Origin of the sequence: Gordonia sp. UBA7599 (assembly GCA_002477755.1) — a bacterium.
Classification (GTDB): domain Bacteria; phylum Actinomycetota; class Actinomycetes; order Mycobacteriales; family Mycobacteriaceae; genus Gordonia.
In genome coordinates this window covers 23,231-39,541 of sequence record DLKD01000134.1, presented here as the reverse complement: position 1 = coordinate 39,541, position 16,311 = coordinate 23,231, and the positions used below count along the sequence as shown (strand labels likewise).

Below are 16,311 nucleotides of genomic sequence, written 5' to 3'. Positions count from 1 at the left end.
CCCTGCCAGGCCAATACTATAACGTGTTCTAATTGTTGGGTAGATTGAGTGGCACGACGCCGACGAGCAGCGGCGCGGAGAGGACCGACATGACCACGCCCCCCGAAACCTTTGACGTCATCGTCGTCGGCGCAGGCGCCGCCGGCATGAGCGCCGCGCTCACTGCCGCCACGCAGGGACTCTCGACGGTGCTGATCGAGAAGTCCCCGTACTGGGGCGGCTCGACGTCGCGCTCGGGCGGCGGCGTGTGGATCCCCAACAACTCGGTGCTCCGCCGCGACGGCGTCGAGGACACCGTCGACGAGGCCCGCAAGTACGTCCACTCCATCATCGGCGAGCATGCACCGGCGGCGAAGATTGACGCCTACATCGACCGCGGCCCCGAGGCACTGGACTACCTGATTGCCCACTCCGCCCTCGAGCTCGAATGGGTCAAGGACTACTCCGACTACTACCCGGAGGCACCCGGCGGACGCCTCGGTGGGAGGTCGGTGGAGCCCAAGCCCTTCGACGCCCGCCGCCTCGGCGCCGACCTGGACAACCTGCACCCGCAGTACACGAAGGCACCGCTGAACATGGTGGTGCTGCAGAGCGACTACCGGTGGATGAACATCGGCACCCGCCACCGCAAGGGCATCGCCAAGCTGGTCAAGGTCGCCTCGCGGTTCAGCTGGTCGAAGTTCCGCAACAAGAAGCTCATCGCGATGGGCGCCGCCCTGTCCTCCGAACTGCTCCTGGGCCTGCGTGAGGCGGGGGTCCCGATCCGCTTCAATACCGCACTTACCGACCTGATCACCGACGAGAACGGCGCTGTCGTCGGCGTCGTCACCGAGTCCGACGGTGAGCGCGCAGAGCTGGGCGCCCGCTACGGCGTCATCCTGGGCACCGGCGGCTTCGAGCACAACGACGCGATGCGCAAGCAGTACCAGCGCGCCCCGATCGGGACCGAATGGACCACCGGAGCACCGTCGAACACCGGCGACGGCATCACTGCCGGCATCAAGGCCGGCGCCGACGTCGCGCTGATGGACGATGCCTGGTGGGGCCCGACGATCCCGCTGCCCAAGGGCCCGTGGTTCGCGCTGTCGGAGCGTTCGGTACCGGGCACTTTCATCGTCAACGAGCGCGGCGAGCGGTTCATGAACGAGTCGCTGCCCTACGTCGAGGCCGCCCACCACATGTACGGCGGTGACTTCGGGCAGGGCGACGGTCCGGGCGAGAACGTCCCCGCATGGATGATCATGGACACCCGCTGCCGCGGCCGCTACCTGTTCGCCGGGCTGACCGCGAAGCAGCCGATCCCCAAGAGTTGGCTCGCCTCCGGGGTCATCGTGAAGGCCGACACCATCGCCGAGCTAGCCGAGAAGATCGGCGTGCCCGCCGAGAACCTCGTCGCCACCACCGAGAAGTTCAACGGCTTCGCGCGCGACGGCGTCGACAAGGACTTCGGGCGCGGCGCCAGCGGCTACGACCACTACTACGGCGACATCACCAACAAGCCCAACCCTAGCCTGGGCCCGGTCGACAAGGGCCCGTTCTACGCGGTGAAGATGGTCCCCGGCGACCTCGGCACCAAGGGCGGGATCGTCACCGACGAGGACGGTCGTGCACTGCGCCCCGACGGCTCGGTGATCAACGGCCTCTACGCCGCCGGCAATACGAGTGCGCCGGTGATGGGCCACACCTACGCCGGCCCGGGCGCGACGATCGGTCCGGCCATGGTGTTCGGCTACCTCGCCGCACTCGACGCCAAGGCCAAGGCCGATGCGGCCGCATCGTCCACCGCCGCCAGCGGCGCGTAGAAGGAGAGCACACAATGCCCATCGATCCGTCCGTGGCACTCGGCGCACAGTTGCCCGAGGTCACCTTCTCGTGGACCGCCTCCGACGTCGCGCTCTACCACCTGGCCGTCGGTGCGGCCGCCGATCCGATGGATGCCGCCGGACTGGCCTACGTCGACGACACCGCGCCCAAGGTGCTGCCGACGTTCGCCACGGTCGCCACCAACTTCCACGCCACCGAGCCGCCGAAGGTCTCCTTCCCCGGCGTCGACATCGACCTGGCCAAGGTCGTGCACGGCAGCCAGCAGGTCACCGCACACCGACCCCTGCCCGCGTCGGGTACGGCGACCACGCGCACCACGATCGCCGAGTTGCAGGACAAAGGGTCCGCGGCCGTCATCGTGCAGGAGGCGGTGACCGTCGACGAGAACGGCGAGACCCTGTGGACGACGCGGTCGTCGATCTTCGCCAAGGGCGAGGGCGGCTTCGGCGGTGAGCGCGGCGCGTCGGCAAAGGTCGAGCTGCCCGACCGCGCCCCCGACCACCAGATCCTGGTGCCCACCAGACCCAACCAGGCACTGCTCTACCGCCTGTGCGGCGACCGCAACCCGCTGCACTCGGATCCGGGATTCGCCAAGGGCGCCGGTTTCGACCGCCCGATCCTGCACGGCCTGTGTTCCTACGGCAGCGTCGCCCGCGCCATCGTCGACGACGTGCTCGACGGTGATGTGACCGCGCTGGCCGACTTCTCGGCCTCCTTCGCCGGCGTCGTCATCCCTGGCGAGACGCTGCGCGTCGACGTGTGGGACACCGGCGACCGCCTGGTCGGCACCGCGACCGTCGTCGAGCGCGACGCCCCCGCACTCGCCAACGTCGTCGTCGTCAAGTCATAAGGGCATGACCTCCTCGTCGGCCGCTACCGACGCCCCGGCCTGGTTCACCGATGCGGTGGCCACCACGCCGCATCTGGCGACGGTGACCGTCGACGGCGCCGCGGTCGCCTACCGGACATGGGATGCACCCGACGATCCGGTCAGCGGCCAACCGGCACCCGGGGTGATGCTCGTCCACGGAGGGGCAGCGCACGCCGGCTGGTGGGACCACCTCGGCCCGCAGCTGGCGCAGGATCCCGCGCAACCGCGTCGGGTGGTGGCCTACGACCTGTCCGGCCACGGCGACAGTGAGTGGCGCGATGGCTACACCTATGCGCAGTGGGCCGTCGAGCTGGTCGCCGTCGCCCGGGACGCTGGCATCGTCGATGACCGCTTAATCGTCATCGGGCACAGCATGGGCGGCATCGTCTCCATGTTCGCCTCGGTGCTCTACCCCGACGTCGTCAACCAGATCATCGTCGTCGACTCCCAACTCTTCGACGCCGCCGACATCGCCAAGATGATGGCCCACGGGGTCAGCGCGGACAATGCGATCCCGAAGACGAACCGTCACTACGGTTCTCTCGAGGAGGCGTTGACGCGATACCGACTGCTTCCAGAGCAGGAAACGCTGCCCTACGTGCGCGACTACGTCGCCCGCGGATCGGCCGTCCTCGTCGAGGACGGCTGGCGGTGGAAATTCGACCGAGCCTTCCCGACGATGCTCACCGACCCCGTCCCCACCCCGCCGCCCACCTGCGCGGTGACGGTGATCCGCGGCGAACACGGCATCATGAATCCGGACAAAGCGGAAGCCCTGGTGGACGGGCGCGCGGGACCGGGAGCACGGGTGGTGACGCTGACCGGTGCGGGCCATCACGTTATGCTCGACCGTCCACTTGAACTACTCGCCGAGCTTCGTACCGCGCTCGACGAACACTCCAGGAGAGAACATGGCCGCCCTTGACACCGCACGCACGACCAACCGCAGCAAGACCGTCGACGACCTGGTCGGGGTGATCAACTCGGAGGTGGCCGGCCAGTCGGGATTGTCGGGTGCAGCAGTGAAGGCCGCCTACGCCGCAGTGCAGAAGGTCAAGCCGAATGTCGTCGCGAATGCGACCGATGCGATGCTCGACGATTTCCTCGGCGCGCTCGCGCCGCTGTGGGCGTCCAAGCCCGCCGATCAGGGGTTCGGAGCGTACCTCGCCGCCAACGGCGACCAGGCCGCCGAGGCTCTGCTCGCCGTGACCGACGCACAGGCCGCCGACGCGAAGCCCGCTCTGGCCAAGGCGTACAACTCGCTGCGCGGCAAGGCCAAGGACTACGTCGTCGCCGCGCTGCCCCGCGTCGGTGACGCGATCGAGCAGAACGCCTAGCCGGTCGCGGTCAGACTGCGGAGATGGTGATGACGAGCAACCCCACGACGACGGCGATCAACGCCGACAGCATGGAGAGCACGCGCCACATCCGCACTCGGACCGCCTCGGAGTCAGTGACCTGTCTGGTAGCCATGATCTCCCACTTTCGGTCGCCCTGGCCCTGGAGTTTTCGGAGCCTGGACCAGGAACTTGTTGCTCCAGTGACTAATGTGACACAGATCATCACCAGAATCCCGCTCTGGTCCGCCGTGTCGCAGATTGCCCGAATTGTTACCGAAACAATCGGTGGGCCCCCGCCGGTTGTCCGAGTCGTCTGAAGGGCGCACCATGACTGAGCACGAGGCCACCGCCGATCTTGACGAAGCCGGGGACGGCATCGGAATCGAGATCGGCGACCACACCCACCGAGTGCGCGACGCCGTCCGCAGCGGCAGCCCGTCGGCCGTCGTTGCCGCCGTCAAGGCGCTTGATTGGCAGACGATCTGGCTCGTCGCCATCGTCTGTATCGCGGTCAGCATGGTCGTCGCGGCGATGGCCGCGCTCAACACCGCGCTGTCGTCCATCGCCGAGGACATCGACGCTACCGCCGGGCAGCAGACGTGGATTCTCGACGGGTACACGCTCGCACTGGCCGCCCTGCTGTTGCCTGCCGGCGCCCTGGGCGACCGGATCGGGCGGCGCGGCGTGATGATCGCCGGTCTGATGCTGTTCTCGTTCGCCTCGCTGCTGGCCATCTTCGTCGACGGTCCGGTGCAGCTCATCGGCACGCGCATCCTCGCCGGGGCGGCCGCCGCGCTGGTGATGCCGACGACGCTGTCACTCATCACCTCCAACGTGCCCGAGAATAAGCGGGCACTGTCCATCAGCATCTGGTCGGCGGTGGCCGGTGTGGGCGCCATCGCCGGCTTCTTCGTCTCCGGCGTGCTGCTGCAGTTCTTCAGCTGGAAGTCCATCTTCATCGCGTTCGCGGCGGCCGCCTTCGCCACCGCGCTCATCTGCCTGACCATCGGCACGTCGAAGGACGCCGATCCAGGCCGGTTCGACTGGCCGGGCACCGTCGCCTCCGTCCTGGGCGTCTTCCTCGTGGTTTTCGGCCTGCTGGAGGTCCCGACGCACGGCTGGACCAACCCGGTGGTCGTGGTCGCCCTGATCGGCGGACTCGTGCTGATCGCCGCGTTCGTGTTCATCGAACTGCGTGTGCGCAATCCGCTGCTCAACGTGCGGTTGTTCACCAACCGCGCTTTCGGTGGCGGGTCGCTGTCGGTACTCCTGCAGTTCTTCGCATCGTTCGCGATCTTCTTCCTGATCCTCCAGCAGCTGCAGCTGGTGTTCGGCTACTCGGCACTGAAGTCGGCAGTGGCCCTGTTCCCGCTGCTCATCGGCACGGGCGTCTTCTCACTGGTCGGCAACTACGTGGCAGTGCGCTACCACTCGCTGAGGTTCGTCGTCGGTTTCGGCGTCCTCCTGGCAGGTCTGGGCATCCTCCTGATGGGCTTGATCGACTACGACAGCTACTGGGTGCTGGCGGCATTCCTATTCATCTCGGCCACCGGTATCGGTCTGGCAGCGGCACCGTCGACGACCGCGATCATGTCCAACACCCCGCTCGACGATCAGGGCGTCGGCTCGGCCGTCAACGACACCGCCCGCGAATTGGGCGCGGCCATCGGTATCGCCCTGACCGGTTCGATAGTGGCGGCCGGCTACGGCAACCTGATCGGCCCCACCGCCGACGCGGCACGGTCTGCGCTGGGCAATCCGGCTACCGGCGGCAACCCCGAGGCCGGCGCACAGGCGGCGGAGGGGATCACCAATTCACTGGCGGGTGCGACGAAGGTCGCCGAGAGCATTACCGCGCAGGCCTCGGCACCGGGTGTTCCGGCCGAGCAAGCGGGCCATCTGCAGCAGCTGGCCCACCAGATCAGCGAAGGCGCCAATGCCGCCTTCATCTCGCCAATGCAGACGTCATGCCTGATCTTGGGCGTCATTCTCATAGTCGGCGCCGGGTTCCTGACGTGGTTCACACCGCGGCGCATCGTGGCCGAGGTCGCCGACGCGTCGTAACCGGTCATCACGCGGCGATTGCGCTCGCTTCCCGAGCAGAATCGCTAGCAGATCGTCACCGGCAGGCAGGCCGTGCCGGTTCTCCGGCGGGCGGACCGTCGAAGGTCACGGAGATGAAGCGAGGGCGATAGATGCTCACGTCGCGGTAGACGTCGCCGCCGACGGCGGTGTCGACGCTGTTGACGTTGTAGGAGATGACGACGACGCGCGGGGTCGAGAACTCCGGATGCGCATGGGCGTTGTAGGTGTAGACATCCGGGTCGCGATAACTACCACGAATACCCGTCTCCGGCGTGGTGTAGAGCAGCCGGGCCGGGCCGAACGGTCCCGTCGGCGACGACGAGAAGCGCCCAACGATCCGGTCGGACAGGCCCGGACCGCTCTCCGTGGTGACGAGTAGATAGAGCCCCGGCCGCAACTGGTGCACCGATAACTCGCCCGACACGTCGGTAGCCACCGGCCTCGACGTGCCGACACCGGAATCGTCGGCGCGGCGCCACTTCTCACCGTCGAAGAATTCCAGCGGTGCGCGCAGGTCGTGCCCGACGACCCGGGCTACGTGCAGCGCCTTGCGCCGCCCTACCCCCTCGACCCCATAGAGGTAGGTGAAGTCGTGTTCGGACGCCACCCACTGCCCCCACTGGATGCCGCGGGTGTCACGCAGCGGCGTGATCATCGTCGGGCGAGTGAGGTCGTCGGGGGCGAAGCGCGCCACCGACGATCCGGCGAACGCCCAGTCGAAGGGACCGGTCCCGGTGGGATGCCACTTCCCCAGCGGCACTTGCAGGGCATCGCCGAGGTAGGTCGCCGCGCCCAGCCAGTACCAGGCGGGCGTGCCCGGCGAGAGCAGCGACTCCGGAGCGCCCGGCACACCGCCAACCACCGTGCTCATGGCACCGTCGGCAGCCCGCACCACGAAGGAGTTGTGCACGAACGGCGCATGCCCGGGGCGGCCGGTGCCGTCGACCGGGGAGAGGAAGGAATCGGAGAACGCGAACAGCTCGCGGTCGTCGGGCAGCGCGGTCGTCCACGTCGAATCCCCGCCGCTCCAACCGTGGCCGGAGTCGCCGTAGGCGTCGAGCGCGGCATTCAAACACGTCAGTGGTTCGACGCCGAGAACCGCCGGGGCGGCCGGGAACACAGACGGAGCCTGCGGGCGCGGCCACAACAGTCCCAGCACCAGCGCCGCCACACACAGTGGTACGCCGACGAACAGCCACCACCGCATTCTCATGGTGGCCAACCTACGGGGCGGACTCAGGCGGGCGCGGGCTGATCCGCCGCGGCCTTGGCCCACTTATAGTCGGCCTTACCGGCCGGCGTGCGCTTCACCTCGTCGACGAAGACGATCGTGCGGGGCACCTTGTAACCGGCAAGGTCGGCGCGGCAGTGCTCCTGCACGTCCTCGAGCGTCGGCTCGTCGAAGCCCTCGGCGACCTTGGCGACCGCAGCCACGCGCTGTCCGTACTTCGCGTCGGGGACCGGCACGACGAGGGCATCGGCGATCGCCGGATGCGCGTGCAGCACCGCCTCGACCTCCTCGGCGTACACCTTCTCACCACCGGTGTTGATGCATTGGCTGCCGCGGCCGAGGAAGACGATCGACCCGTCCTCCTCGACGTAGCCCATGTCGCCGAGCACCGAGATACGGGTGCCGTCGGCCATCACCGGGAACGTGCGCTCGGTCTTCTCCGCATCCTTGTAGTAGCCCAGCGGGATGTTGCCGATGCGCGCGATGTACCCGACTTCCTTCGGGGTCGTGATGCGCTCGTTGCGTTCGTCGACGACGATCATCCGGTCGGTCGGCGGCACTTTGAGGTTGCCGTTCTCGTCAAGGCTGATCTCACCGTCGTTGCCCGACTCCGACGCACCGAAGTTGTCACGCAGCAGCAGGCCCTCTTTGGCGGCGAGCATCCGGTCGCGCACGTGCTGGCTCCAGATCGCACCACCCGAGGCGATCGAGAACAGCGACGACATGTCGACCTCGCCGGAGAGCTTCTCCATCTGCTCGACCAGCGGCAGGCCCATGGCGTCGCCGACGATGAGGATGATCTGTGTCTGGTCGCGCTCGATGTTGCGGACGATCTGCTCGGCGTCGAAGTCGCGCTCGAGGATCAACCGACCGCCCAGAGAGAGGAACGTGAACAACGAGTACGACGCGGCGCCGTGCATCAGCGGGGCGGCAAGCAAGAACGCGATCGACGGCATGTCCTTGACCGCGGCGGCGATCTCGGCGAGGTCCTTGCGCGGCTCGCCGTACGGGTTGCCGCCGGAGATCGGCTTGCGGAAGAAGTCGTCGTGGCGCCACATGACGCCCTTGGGGTAGCCGGTCGTGCCACCGGTGTAGAGCAGGTAGAGCTCGTCGCCGGTGCGCGGCTCGAAGTCGCGCGCCGTCGGGAACTCGGCGCGCTCAGCGAAAGAGGCGACGGCGACGTGGCGGCCGTCGAGCAGCGCAGCGGCGTCGCGCAGCTCGTCGATGACCTCGCCGACGACGAACACCGCGCGCACCAGCGGCAGCTTGGGCAGCAGGCGGGCGACGCTGGCCTGGTGCTCACGCAACTCGACGACGATTGCCGCGGAGTCGGAGTTGTCGAAGATGTACTCCAGCTCGGCGTCGGTGTAGCGGTAGTTCACGTTGACCGGGACCGCGCGCAGCTTGATGGTGGCAAGCAGGCTCTCCACGTGCTCGGGGCAGTTCTTGAGGAACAGCGCGACCTTGTCGTCGGCGCCGATTCCCTTCGACGCGAAGAGGTGCGCGACCTGGTTGGACTGCGCGTCCATGCCCGCATAGGTGGTCTGATTGCCCTGGTAGGACAGGAAGACCCGGTCGGGGACCGCGTCGGCGACCGTCTCGAAAACGTCGGCGAGGTTGAACTGCATGGTGACTCCTTGGGGCGCGTGCGTCGGGGCCGGGTGGTTTGTGTGCTGGTCAGGGGGCGGTGAGGACGAGGCCGCTGGTGGGGACGCCGGTACCAGCCGTGACGACGATCTTGGCAAGGTCGGGCACCTGGTTGACCGAGGTGCCGCGCAACTGGCGGACGCCCTCGGCGATGCCGTTCATCCCGTGAATGTAGGCCTCGCCGAGCTGGCCGCCGTGGGTGTTGAGCGGGAGCCGTCCGCCAACTTCAAGAGCGCCGGGCTCGCTGACGAAGTCCTTGGCCTCGCCGCGCCCGCAGAACCCGAGTTCCTCGAGTTGCATCAGCGTGTAGGGCGTGAAGTGGTCGTAGAGGATGGCCGCGTCCATGTCCGTCGGCGACAATCCCGACTGCTCCCACAACTGGCGGCCGACGAGGCCCATCTCGGGCAGGCCCGCCAGCTCGTCGCGGTAGTAGCTGGTCATGATGTATTGGTCGTTACCGCTGCCCGATGCCGCGCCCGCGATGACGGCCGGCGGGTGCGGAAGATCCTTGGCGCGCTCAGCGGACACGATGACGAGCGCGACACCACCGTCGGTCTCCTGGCAGCAGTCCAGCAGGTGCAGCGGCTCGGCAATGTAACGCGACGCCTGATGCTCCTCCAACGTGATCGGCTTGCCGTAGAAGAAGGCCTTCGGGTTGTTCGCCGCGTGCAAGCGGTCGACGACGGCGATCCGGCCGAAGTCCTCGCTGGTGGCGCCGCACTCGTACATGTAGCGCTGCGCGACCATGGCGACGAACGCCGCCGGGGTGGAGAGCCCGTGCGGGTAGGAGAAGGCGTTGTCGGTGCCCGACGAAGTGGCCTGCGTCGCGACCGCGGCACTCACCTGGCCGAACCGGTTGCCGGAGCGCTCGTTGAACGCGCGGTAGGCGACGACGACGTCGCACACACCTGTCGCGACAGCCATCGCCGCCTGCTGCACCGTTGAACAGGCTGCGCCGCCGCCGTAGTGGATGCGGGAGAAATAGGTCAGCTCCCCCATGCCGGTGGCACGGGCGACGGCCACCTCCATGTTGGTGTCCATCGTGAAGGTGACCAGGCCGTCGACGTCGGCCGGCGTCAGCCCCGCGTCGGCGAGAGCTGCGTTGACCGCCTCGGCCGCCAGGCGCAACTCGCTGCGCCCGGAGTCCTTGGAGAAGTCCGTCGCGCCGATTCCGACGATGGCGGCCGCGCCCGAGAGGCTCATCGGTCGTTCCCTTCGCTAGCGGCGCCGGTCACCGTCACCGTCGAGATGACGTGGCGGCCCAGGCTGTTGGTGCCGGTCACCGCGACGGTGGTCCGGTCCCCGTCGACGTTGGTGACCTCGCCGGTGAAGGTGAGGGTGTCGTAGGCGTACCAGGGGACGCCGAGTTTCAGCGCGATCGACCCGACCCGCGCTGCTGGGCCCGCCCAGTCTGTGACGAACCGCTCCACCAGGCCGGTGTCGGTGAGGATGTTGACGAAGATGTCCTTGGACCCGCGCTGCTGTGCCAGGTCGCGGTCGTGGTGCACGTCCTGGAAGTCGCGGGTCGCCAGAGCGGTCGAGACGACGAAGGTCGGCGTCGCTTCGATCGTGAGGGGCGGGAGGGCTCGCTCGGCGGATTCTTGGGCTCGCTCGGCGGGATTCTGGGCTCGCTCGGCGGGATCTTGGGCTCGCTCGGCGGGGACCCAGGCGTAGTTCGACCAACCGTCGGGGCTCTGCTCGTCAGCGGGGAAATCGAGGAACTCCACACGCACGGGCATGCCGATCTCCACGTCGGCGGGATCGACGTCGCGCAGTTCGCCGAGCATCCGTACCCCCTCGGCCAACTCGACCAGCGCCACGACGAACGGCAGTGTGCGACCGGGCACGCGCGGGGCGTGGTGCACGACGTAGCTGAAGACCGTCCCCTCCCCCGACGCGACGACGTAGTCGGTGGTGGCGTAGACGCCGTCGTCGCCACGAGTGGTCCACGTCGCCGGAATCGGCGGGTGCTGCAACGTCCCGTCCGGTACGCGTTGGATGCGCAGCTCGTGGGCGGCAACGCCCTCCCAGAAAAACTCGGTGTCCCTCGACGATTGCGGGCGGATCAGCTTGGCGGGATCCAGCGTCCCCGGCTTCGGCGGCTTCACCGCCGCCGTCCCCGGTTTGAACTTGAGGATCCGGAAATCCATCTCGGCGACGGCCTCGTCACCGACCCGCCACGTGTTGTGGGTGGTGAAGAACCAGCCTTCACCCAGTGCGGTCTGCTTGGGGCCGACCACCTCGATCAACTCCGCCGACAGCGTGACCTCCTCCCCGGGCCGCAGATAGCGGTGGTAGACCGAATCGCAGTTGGTGGCGACCACGGAGGTGTAACCGGCCTCGTCGAAGAGGTTGGTGGCCAGGCCCAGCGGATCGTCCTCGGTGCGCTGTCCGTGCAGTCCGCGCATCGTCCACACCTGGGCCATGGCCGGTGGTGCCACGATTCCGTCGTGCCCGGCGGCGCGCGCCGCCGCATCGTCGACGTAGACCGGGTTGTCGTCGCCCATTGCTTCGACCCAGTTGTGGATCATGGGCAAATTGACCGGATCACGGCCTTTCTTGGGTGCGCTGGCGCCCGCATCTTTGATGCGGGTGGCCGCGGCGAGAATCTCCGCAGTATCCACTGTCTCCCCTATCGGCCGGTCATTGGCGCGGCGCCCGCGGTAGTCCGAGCCCGGCGGTCGCGATCATGTCGCGCATGACCTCGTTGACGCCGCCGCCGAACGTGATGACGACGTTGCGCTTGGCCTGCACGTCGAGCCAGTCGACGAGCGCGGCGGTCTCCGGATCGGTGAAGTCGCCGTAGCGGCCGAGGATGTCATCGGCCAGGCGCATGATCGTCTGGATGCGCTCAGTGGAGAACACCTTGGTCGCGGCGGCATCGGCCATCGAGATCGCCTCGCCGGTGGAGGCCACCTGCCAGTTCAGCAGTTCGTTGATGCGCGCGTAGGCGCTGATCTGAGCAAGCGCGCGGGCGACGTCGGGAACCGCTGCGATCGGCGAGCCGTCGGGACCGGGGCGCGACGCCCACTCGCGCACGCGGGTGGCGACGCCCTCGATGCGCCCGGCCGGGCCGAGCATGACGCGCTCGTGGTTGAGCTGGGTGGTGATCAGCTTCCAGCCGTCGCCCTCTTCGCCGACGCGCATCGACACCGGCACCTTGACGTCGGTGTAGTAGGTGGCGTTGACGTGGTGGGCGCCGTCGGCGGTGATGATCGGCGTCCAGGTGTAGCCGGGGTCGGTGGTGTCGACGATGAGGATCGAGATCCCTTTGTGCTTGGGCGCGGTGGGATCAGTGCGCACCGCGAGCCAGACGTAGTCGGCGTCGTGGCCGCCGGTGGTGAAGATCTTCTGCCCGTTGACGACGTAGTGGTCGCCGTCGAGCACCGCCGTCGTCGTGAGGGACGCGAGGTCGGTGCCGGCGTCGGGCTCGGTGTAGCCGATGGCGAAGTGGACGTCGCCGGCCAGGATCGCGGGCAGGAACTTGGCCTTCTGTTCGTCGTTGCCGTGCACCTGCAGCGTCGGGCCGACCGTCTGCAGCGTGACCGACGGCAACGGGACGTCGGCGCGGACGGCCTCGTTGGTGAAGATCTGCTGCTCGATGTCGCCGAAGCCCTTGCCGCCGAACTGCGTCGGCCAGCCGACGCCGAGCCAGCCGTCCGAGCCCATCTGCTTGACGACCTTGCGCAGCGTCGCGCCGTGGCGCTCGACGAGCAGGGTTTCTTCGTCGTTGGGATCGATAAGTGTCTCGAAGTAGGTGCGGACCTCGTCGCGCAGAGCGCGCTGCTCCGGTGTGAGGTCGATGAACATGCCGTCTTCGGGCTGCAGGTCGGCCGCGGGGGCGTCCGCGGCGCGGCGCTGGGCGTCGGCGAGCTCGTCGAGGGTGCCCGAGCCGCCGACGAGGCGCGCGAGGTCCTTGGCGATGGAGAAGTAGCGGTGCAGCGGGTAGGTGACGTCGACGCCGATCCCGCCGTGCAGGTGCGTCATGGTGCGCATCGTCGCGGGCACCTCGGCGGCGGTCCAGTAGGTGCCGATGGCGATGTCGGAAGCGGCGTCGAGACCGTTGGCCAGGCGCCATGCCGACGCCGTCGTGGTCAGGTTCAGCGACCGCCCGATGACGTAGATGTCGGCGAGTTGCTGGCCGACGGCCTGGAACAGGGCGATCGGCTTGCCGAACTGGTGGCGCGTGCTGACGTGGGTCGCAGTCATCGCGGTCGCGCCGTCGATCAGCCCGTCGGCGTAGGCGTTCAGCACGAAGCGGTAGTAGTCGAGAAGGACCTGCGGGGTGATCGGCGCGACGTCGTCATCGGCGACGGTGACATCGTCGAAGCGCACAGTGAATTCGCCCCACCCGCTGGAGGCAGGAGTGCGCTGGACCGTGATGCCGGCGGCGTCAGCGGGCACCCATACGACCACACCTGTGCCATCGGCGCGACGTGCGGTGACCAGGAAGGCCGCGGCGCCGTGGGCGCACAGGACACCGGTCTTGGTTCCGGTCAGCGCACCGCCGTCGAGGCGGGTGGTGGGCTCGTCGAGCAACCCCGCGCCGGTCTCACGGATGGCGACCGCGAGCCAGTCGCCGGAGCCGAACGGTGCGAGGCGGACGGCCGAGCCGTTGTGGCCGGCCAGGGCTAGTGCGGCCGCCAGGGTGCCGAGCGCGGGGGTGACCGCCGAGGCCTTGCCCATGCGGCGCAGCAACGGAAGGAGTGCGGTGGCATCGAGGTCGTCGCCGCCGGCCGCCTCGGGCAGCGGCAGCGCGAGCAAACCGGCATCCACCATGGCCTGCCACACCGCACGATCGAAGCCGTCCACGTCGGCGAACTTGGCCGCCGGATCCGAAACGGTCCTGGTGAAGACGTCTTCGGCCACATCCGCAACCGCGACCGCCGCCGCGTCAAGACTGAAATCCACCGTCGCCTCTCCCGGGAATGAGAACTGGTTCCCCACCAATGTAGTGGGTTTACACCCGCAATACTAGAACAGGTTCTACTTCTGTTGCGGCGGGGGCGTACCACCGCCCAATCGACGCGGCGTCGCCACAGTGGTTTAATCAGTTAACCAATTAACACCACAAGCTCCAGAGAGAAGGATCTACCGTGGACGCACTCGACACCGGCCTACTCATCCTGCGCGTCGTCACCGGAATCACACTGGCCGCCCACGGCTACCAGAAGATGTTCCGCGGCGGCCGCATCGCTGGCACCGCACGGTGGTTCGACTCGATCGGTATGAAGCCCGGCCGCGTCCATGCCTACGCGGCATCACTCACCGAGATGGGCACCGGTCTCCTGTTCGCCGCCGGACTCCTCACCCCACTGGCCGCGTCCGGGATGATCGCCGTGATGATCGTGGCCGCGTGGACCAGCCACCGCCGCAACGGCTTCTTCATCGTCGGCGACGGCTGGGAGTACAACATGATCCTCGCGGTCATCGCGTTCAGCGTCGCGGTCACCGGACCTGGCCGCTACTCGGTCGACCACGCCATCGATTGCGGCATCCTGGGTGCGGTCGGCTCGGGCTGGACCGCGCTGATCGCCGGCGGCGTCGGCATCATCGCGGCCATCGGCCAGCTGGTCCTCTTCTTCCGCCCACCGGTGGCCGCCGAGTAGCACCGGCACAACCGCTACACAAATCAACACCACCTACCGTTGCAACGGTAGGTGGTGTTGGATTCGGTAGCTGTTGCGTGCGAACCGTGCGTCAGCGCGGAGGCATCTTGAACAGCGTCGCGTCGTCCACAATCTGATAGTCCGAGAGCTTCCCGTCCTCGTCCGCGGTAGCGACAATGCCCGCCGCGCTGCAGATGTTGGGCGAGAGCGGGAACGCCTTGCCGTCGCACTGGAACTTGATCCCGTTGGTCAGCGGGTATTCCTGCGGCGGAGCCGAGCGCAGTCCGTCGGTGACGCCCTGCGGGGTCAGCGTGGCGTTCGAGGCGTTCAGTGCCCGCGCGAGGGCCAACACCGGCGACCAGCCGTAGGCGGAGTTCGACTCGATCGGCGTGCCCTTGTTGTACTTGTCCAGGGCTGCGGCCAAGAGTTTGACGTCTTCGGTCGACTTGTCGAGGTTCGACGTGGTGCCGACCTTCACCCCCTTGTACCCGCCGGGGATCGCCTTGGCTGCGCTAGCGAGGATGCACCGGTCGATGGCGACGATCTGGGCCTCCGGCGAGCTCGCACGCACTGCCTTGATCACCGGCGCACAGAAGTCGGGGGTGCCCAGGATCGAGTACAGACCGGGGTTGGCCTTCGCGGCCGCGGCGATCTGAGGGCTCGGGTCGGGCGACCCCGGCGGAATCGTCACAACCTCGGCCTTCGCACCGGCGTTGCCGAACGTCAGCTTCCCCAACTGCGCGGTGCCGGCAACGGCGGCCGGTACGTCGATGGTGACGATTGCCGCGCTCTTGACGTTGTTCTGCTTGGCGACGTAGGCCGGGGCCCCGAAGATCGACGCCATGCCGTTCATCAAGCCGAAGACGCCGGGGGTCTGCATGGTCTTGGGCGACGAGGTGAAGTGCAGGACCAGCGGAATCTTCGCCTTGCTCAGAACATCGACGGTCTGGTCCACGGTGCCGAGCGCACCCTCGACCACCACCGGGACGCCGGCCTGCACCATCTGGTTCGCGCAGTCGGTCGCGTCGGCGGGGTTGCCGCGCGCCTCGCACACCTTGAGGGTGACCGGTCGGCCGTTGATGCCGCCGAGGTGGTCGTTGATGTAGGAGGCGGCGGTCTGGGCACCCTTGATCTCGTTGGTGTTGTCGTAGGCCGCAGCCTTGCCCTCGCTGATGAACCCGATGGTCAGCGGTTCCCCGGTCGCCTTGTTCTCCGCGCCCAGGACCGACGAGTCGACACCGCCGGAGTCGTCGCCGTCACTCGAACAGCCCGCAATCCCCAGTACCGCCACCACGGACACCGCACACAGCGCCGCAATCCGGCGCGGAAGGGTGTGTTCCTTCATTTCTTTCTCCTTTACTGGCTGCGCCCGGTGCCGGCCGCAGTGGTTTGTGTTCTCAGTACGTGCTGCCCAGGTACATGCGCTGCAGCCGGTCGGGATCAGCGCGGAACGCCTCCGCGGGTCCACGGTCGCGGATCTCGCCGTGCACCAGGACGACGACGTCGTCGGCAACCTCCAGCGCAAGGTGGACGTGCTGCTCGACGAGGACGACGACCGCGCCCTGTTCGTCGGCGATCCGGCGGACCACGGGCAGCAGCTCCTCCACGACCACCGGCGCCAGCCCCATGCTCATCTCATCGATGAGCAACACCTTCGGGTTTTGCACGAGTGCCCGGGCGACGGCGAGCATCTGCTGCTCGCCG

At 67.9% G+C, this 16,311-nt stretch carries 12 protein-coding genes and 3 pseudogenes; 6 read left to right on the top strand and 9 right to left on the bottom strand.

The features are described from left to right. Positions 1-89 precede the first annotated feature (89 nt). Genes kstD through B4L26_RS15135 form a run of 4 tightly spaced genes read left to right on the top strand, consistent with a single transcriptional unit; the run spans position 90 to position 4,032 of the window. Complete coding sequence (gene kstD, locus B4L26_RS15150; RefSeq protein WP_290720054.1) at positions 90-1,802, top strand: 3-oxosteroid 1-dehydrogenase; 1,713 nt, start codon at positions 90-92, stop codon at positions 1,800-1,802. A gap of 14 nt (positions 1,803-1,816) precedes the next feature. Then, complete coding sequence (locus tag B4L26_RS15145) at positions 1,817-2,674, top strand: MaoC/PaaZ C-terminal domain-containing protein (RefSeq protein ID WP_290720052.1); 858 nt, start codon at positions 1,817-1,819, stop codon at positions 2,672-2,674. 4 nt (positions 2,675-2,678) lie between these two features. Next, positions 2,679-3,620, top strand: a complete 942-nt coding sequence (locus tag B4L26_RS15140) for an alpha/beta fold hydrolase (RefSeq protein WP_290720050.1) — start codon at positions 2,679-2,681, stop codon at positions 3,618-3,620. Continuing rightward, positions 3,607-4,032 (top strand): DUF6918 family protein, encoded by a 426-nt coding sequence (locus tag B4L26_RS15135; protein WP_290720049.1) that lies wholly within the window; start codon positions 3,607-3,609, stop codon positions 4,030-4,032. The genes B4L26_RS15140 and B4L26_RS15135 overlap by 14 nt, the downstream gene beginning before the upstream one ends. A 10-nt stretch (positions 4,033-4,042) precedes the next feature. Here B4L26_RS15135 and B4L26_RS15130 read toward each other — a convergent pair whose 3' ends face one another. Beyond that, positions 4,043-4,168: a hypothetical protein gene (locus B4L26_RS15130; protein ID WP_290720047.1), complete on the bottom strand. Its 126-nt coding sequence runs from the start codon at positions 4,166-4,168 to the stop codon at positions 4,043-4,045. A 194-nt stretch (positions 4,169-4,362) separates the two neighbouring features. On the opposite strand from B4L26_RS15130, the gene B4L26_RS15125 reads away from it, so the two are divergent. Beyond that, a complete protein-coding gene (locus B4L26_RS15125) occupies positions 4,363-6,099 on the top strand; it encodes an MFS transporter (protein ID WP_290720046.1) in 1,737 nt (578 codons plus the stop codon). Between the two features lie 55 nt (positions 6,100-6,154). Here the strand turns inward: B4L26_RS15125 and B4L26_RS15120 are convergent, their stop codons facing one another. From B4L26_RS15120 to B4L26_RS15090, 6 genes and pseudogenes are all read right to left on the bottom strand, one after another. Then, positions 6,155-7,333, bottom strand: a complete 1,179-nt coding sequence (locus B4L26_RS15120) for a hypothetical protein (protein ID WP_290720045.1) — start codon at positions 7,331-7,333, stop codon at positions 6,155-6,157. Positions 7,334-7,356: 23 nt separating this feature from the next. Further along, a complete protein-coding gene (locus B4L26_RS15115; RefSeq protein WP_290720043.1) occupies positions 7,357-8,979 on the bottom strand; it encodes an AMP-binding protein in 1,623 nt (540 codons plus the stop codon). Positions 8,980-9,028: 49 nt separating this feature from the next. After that, positions 9,029-10,201, bottom strand: a complete 1,173-nt coding sequence (locus B4L26_RS15110; RefSeq protein ID WP_290720042.1) for a lipid-transfer protein — start codon at positions 10,199-10,201, stop codon at positions 9,029-9,031. Between the two features lie 440 nt (positions 10,202-10,641). Continuing rightward, positions 10,642-11,622, bottom strand: a pseudogene (locus B4L26_RS15100) (bifunctional MaoC family dehydratase N-terminal/OB-fold nucleic acid binding domain-containing protein); the annotation flags it as partial. A 19-nt stretch (positions 11,623-11,641) separates the two neighbouring features. Next, positions 11,642-12,808, bottom strand: coding sequence for an acyl-CoA dehydrogenase family protein (locus B4L26_RS15095; RefSeq protein ID WP_290720095.1), 1,167 nt, complete (start codon positions 12,806-12,808; stop codon positions 11,642-11,644). A 117-nt stretch (positions 12,809-12,925) separates the two neighbouring features. Then, positions 12,926-13,867: pseudogene (locus B4L26_RS15090) on the bottom strand (acyl-CoA dehydrogenase family protein); the annotation flags it as partial. 227 nt (positions 13,868-14,094) lie between these two features. On the opposite strand from B4L26_RS15090, the gene B4L26_RS15085 reads away from it, so the two are divergent. Next, positions 14,095-14,607 carry a DoxX family protein gene (locus B4L26_RS15085; protein WP_290720040.1) on the top strand — a complete coding sequence of 171 codons (513 nt, stop codon included), beginning with the start codon at positions 14,095-14,097 and terminating at the stop codon, positions 14,605-14,607. Between the two features lie 91 nt (positions 14,608-14,698). Here B4L26_RS15085 and B4L26_RS15080 read toward each other — a convergent pair whose 3' ends face one another. Next, complete coding sequence (locus B4L26_RS15080) at positions 14,699-15,952, bottom strand: ABC transporter substrate-binding protein (protein WP_290720039.1); 1,254 nt, start codon at positions 15,950-15,952, stop codon at positions 14,699-14,701. Positions 15,953-16,004: 52 nt separating this feature from the next. Next, positions 16,005-16,311: pseudogene (locus B4L26_RS15075) on the bottom strand (ABC transporter ATP-binding protein); the annotation flags it as partial.

Coding starts and splice junctions, on each gene's coding strand:
- B4L26_RS15135 (WP_290720049.1), top strand. CDS start 3,607: ATGGCCGCCCTTGACACCGCACGCACGACCAACCGCAGCAAGACCGTC.
- B4L26_RS15125 (WP_290720046.1), top strand. CDS start 4,363: ATGACTGAGCACGAGGCCACCGCCGATCTTGACGAAGCCGGGGACGGC.
- B4L26_RS15095 (WP_290720095.1), bottom strand. CDS start 12,808: ATGTTCATCGACCTCACACCGGAGCAGCGCGCTCTGCGCGACGAGGTC.
- B4L26_RS15115 (WP_290720043.1), bottom strand. CDS start 8,979: ATGCAGTTCAACCTCGCCGACGTTTTCGAGACGGTCGCCGACGCGGTC.
- B4L26_RS15110 (WP_290720042.1), bottom strand. CDS start 10,201: ATGAGCCTCTCGGGCGCGGCCGCCATCGTCGGAATCGGCGCGACGGAC.
- B4L26_RS15130 (WP_290720047.1), bottom strand. CDS start 4,168: ATGGCTACCAGACAGGTCACTGACTCCGAGGCGGTCCGAGTGCGGATG.
- kstD (WP_290720054.1), top strand. CDS start 90: ATGACCACGCCCCCCGAAACCTTTGACGTCATCGTCGTCGGCGCAGGC.
- B4L26_RS15080 (WP_290720039.1), bottom strand. CDS start 15,952: ATGAAGGAACACACCCTTCCGCGCCGGATTGCGGCGCTGTGTGCGGTG.
- B4L26_RS15145 (WP_290720052.1), top strand. CDS start 1,817: ATGCCCATCGATCCGTCCGTGGCACTCGGCGCACAGTTGCCCGAGGTC.
- B4L26_RS15120 (WP_290720045.1), bottom strand. CDS start 7,333: ATGAGAATGCGGTGGTGGCTGTTCGTCGGCGTACCACTGTGTGTGGCG.
- B4L26_RS15140 (WP_290720050.1), top strand. CDS start 2,679: ATGACCTCCTCGTCGGCCGCTACCGACGCCCCGGCCTGGTTCACCGAT.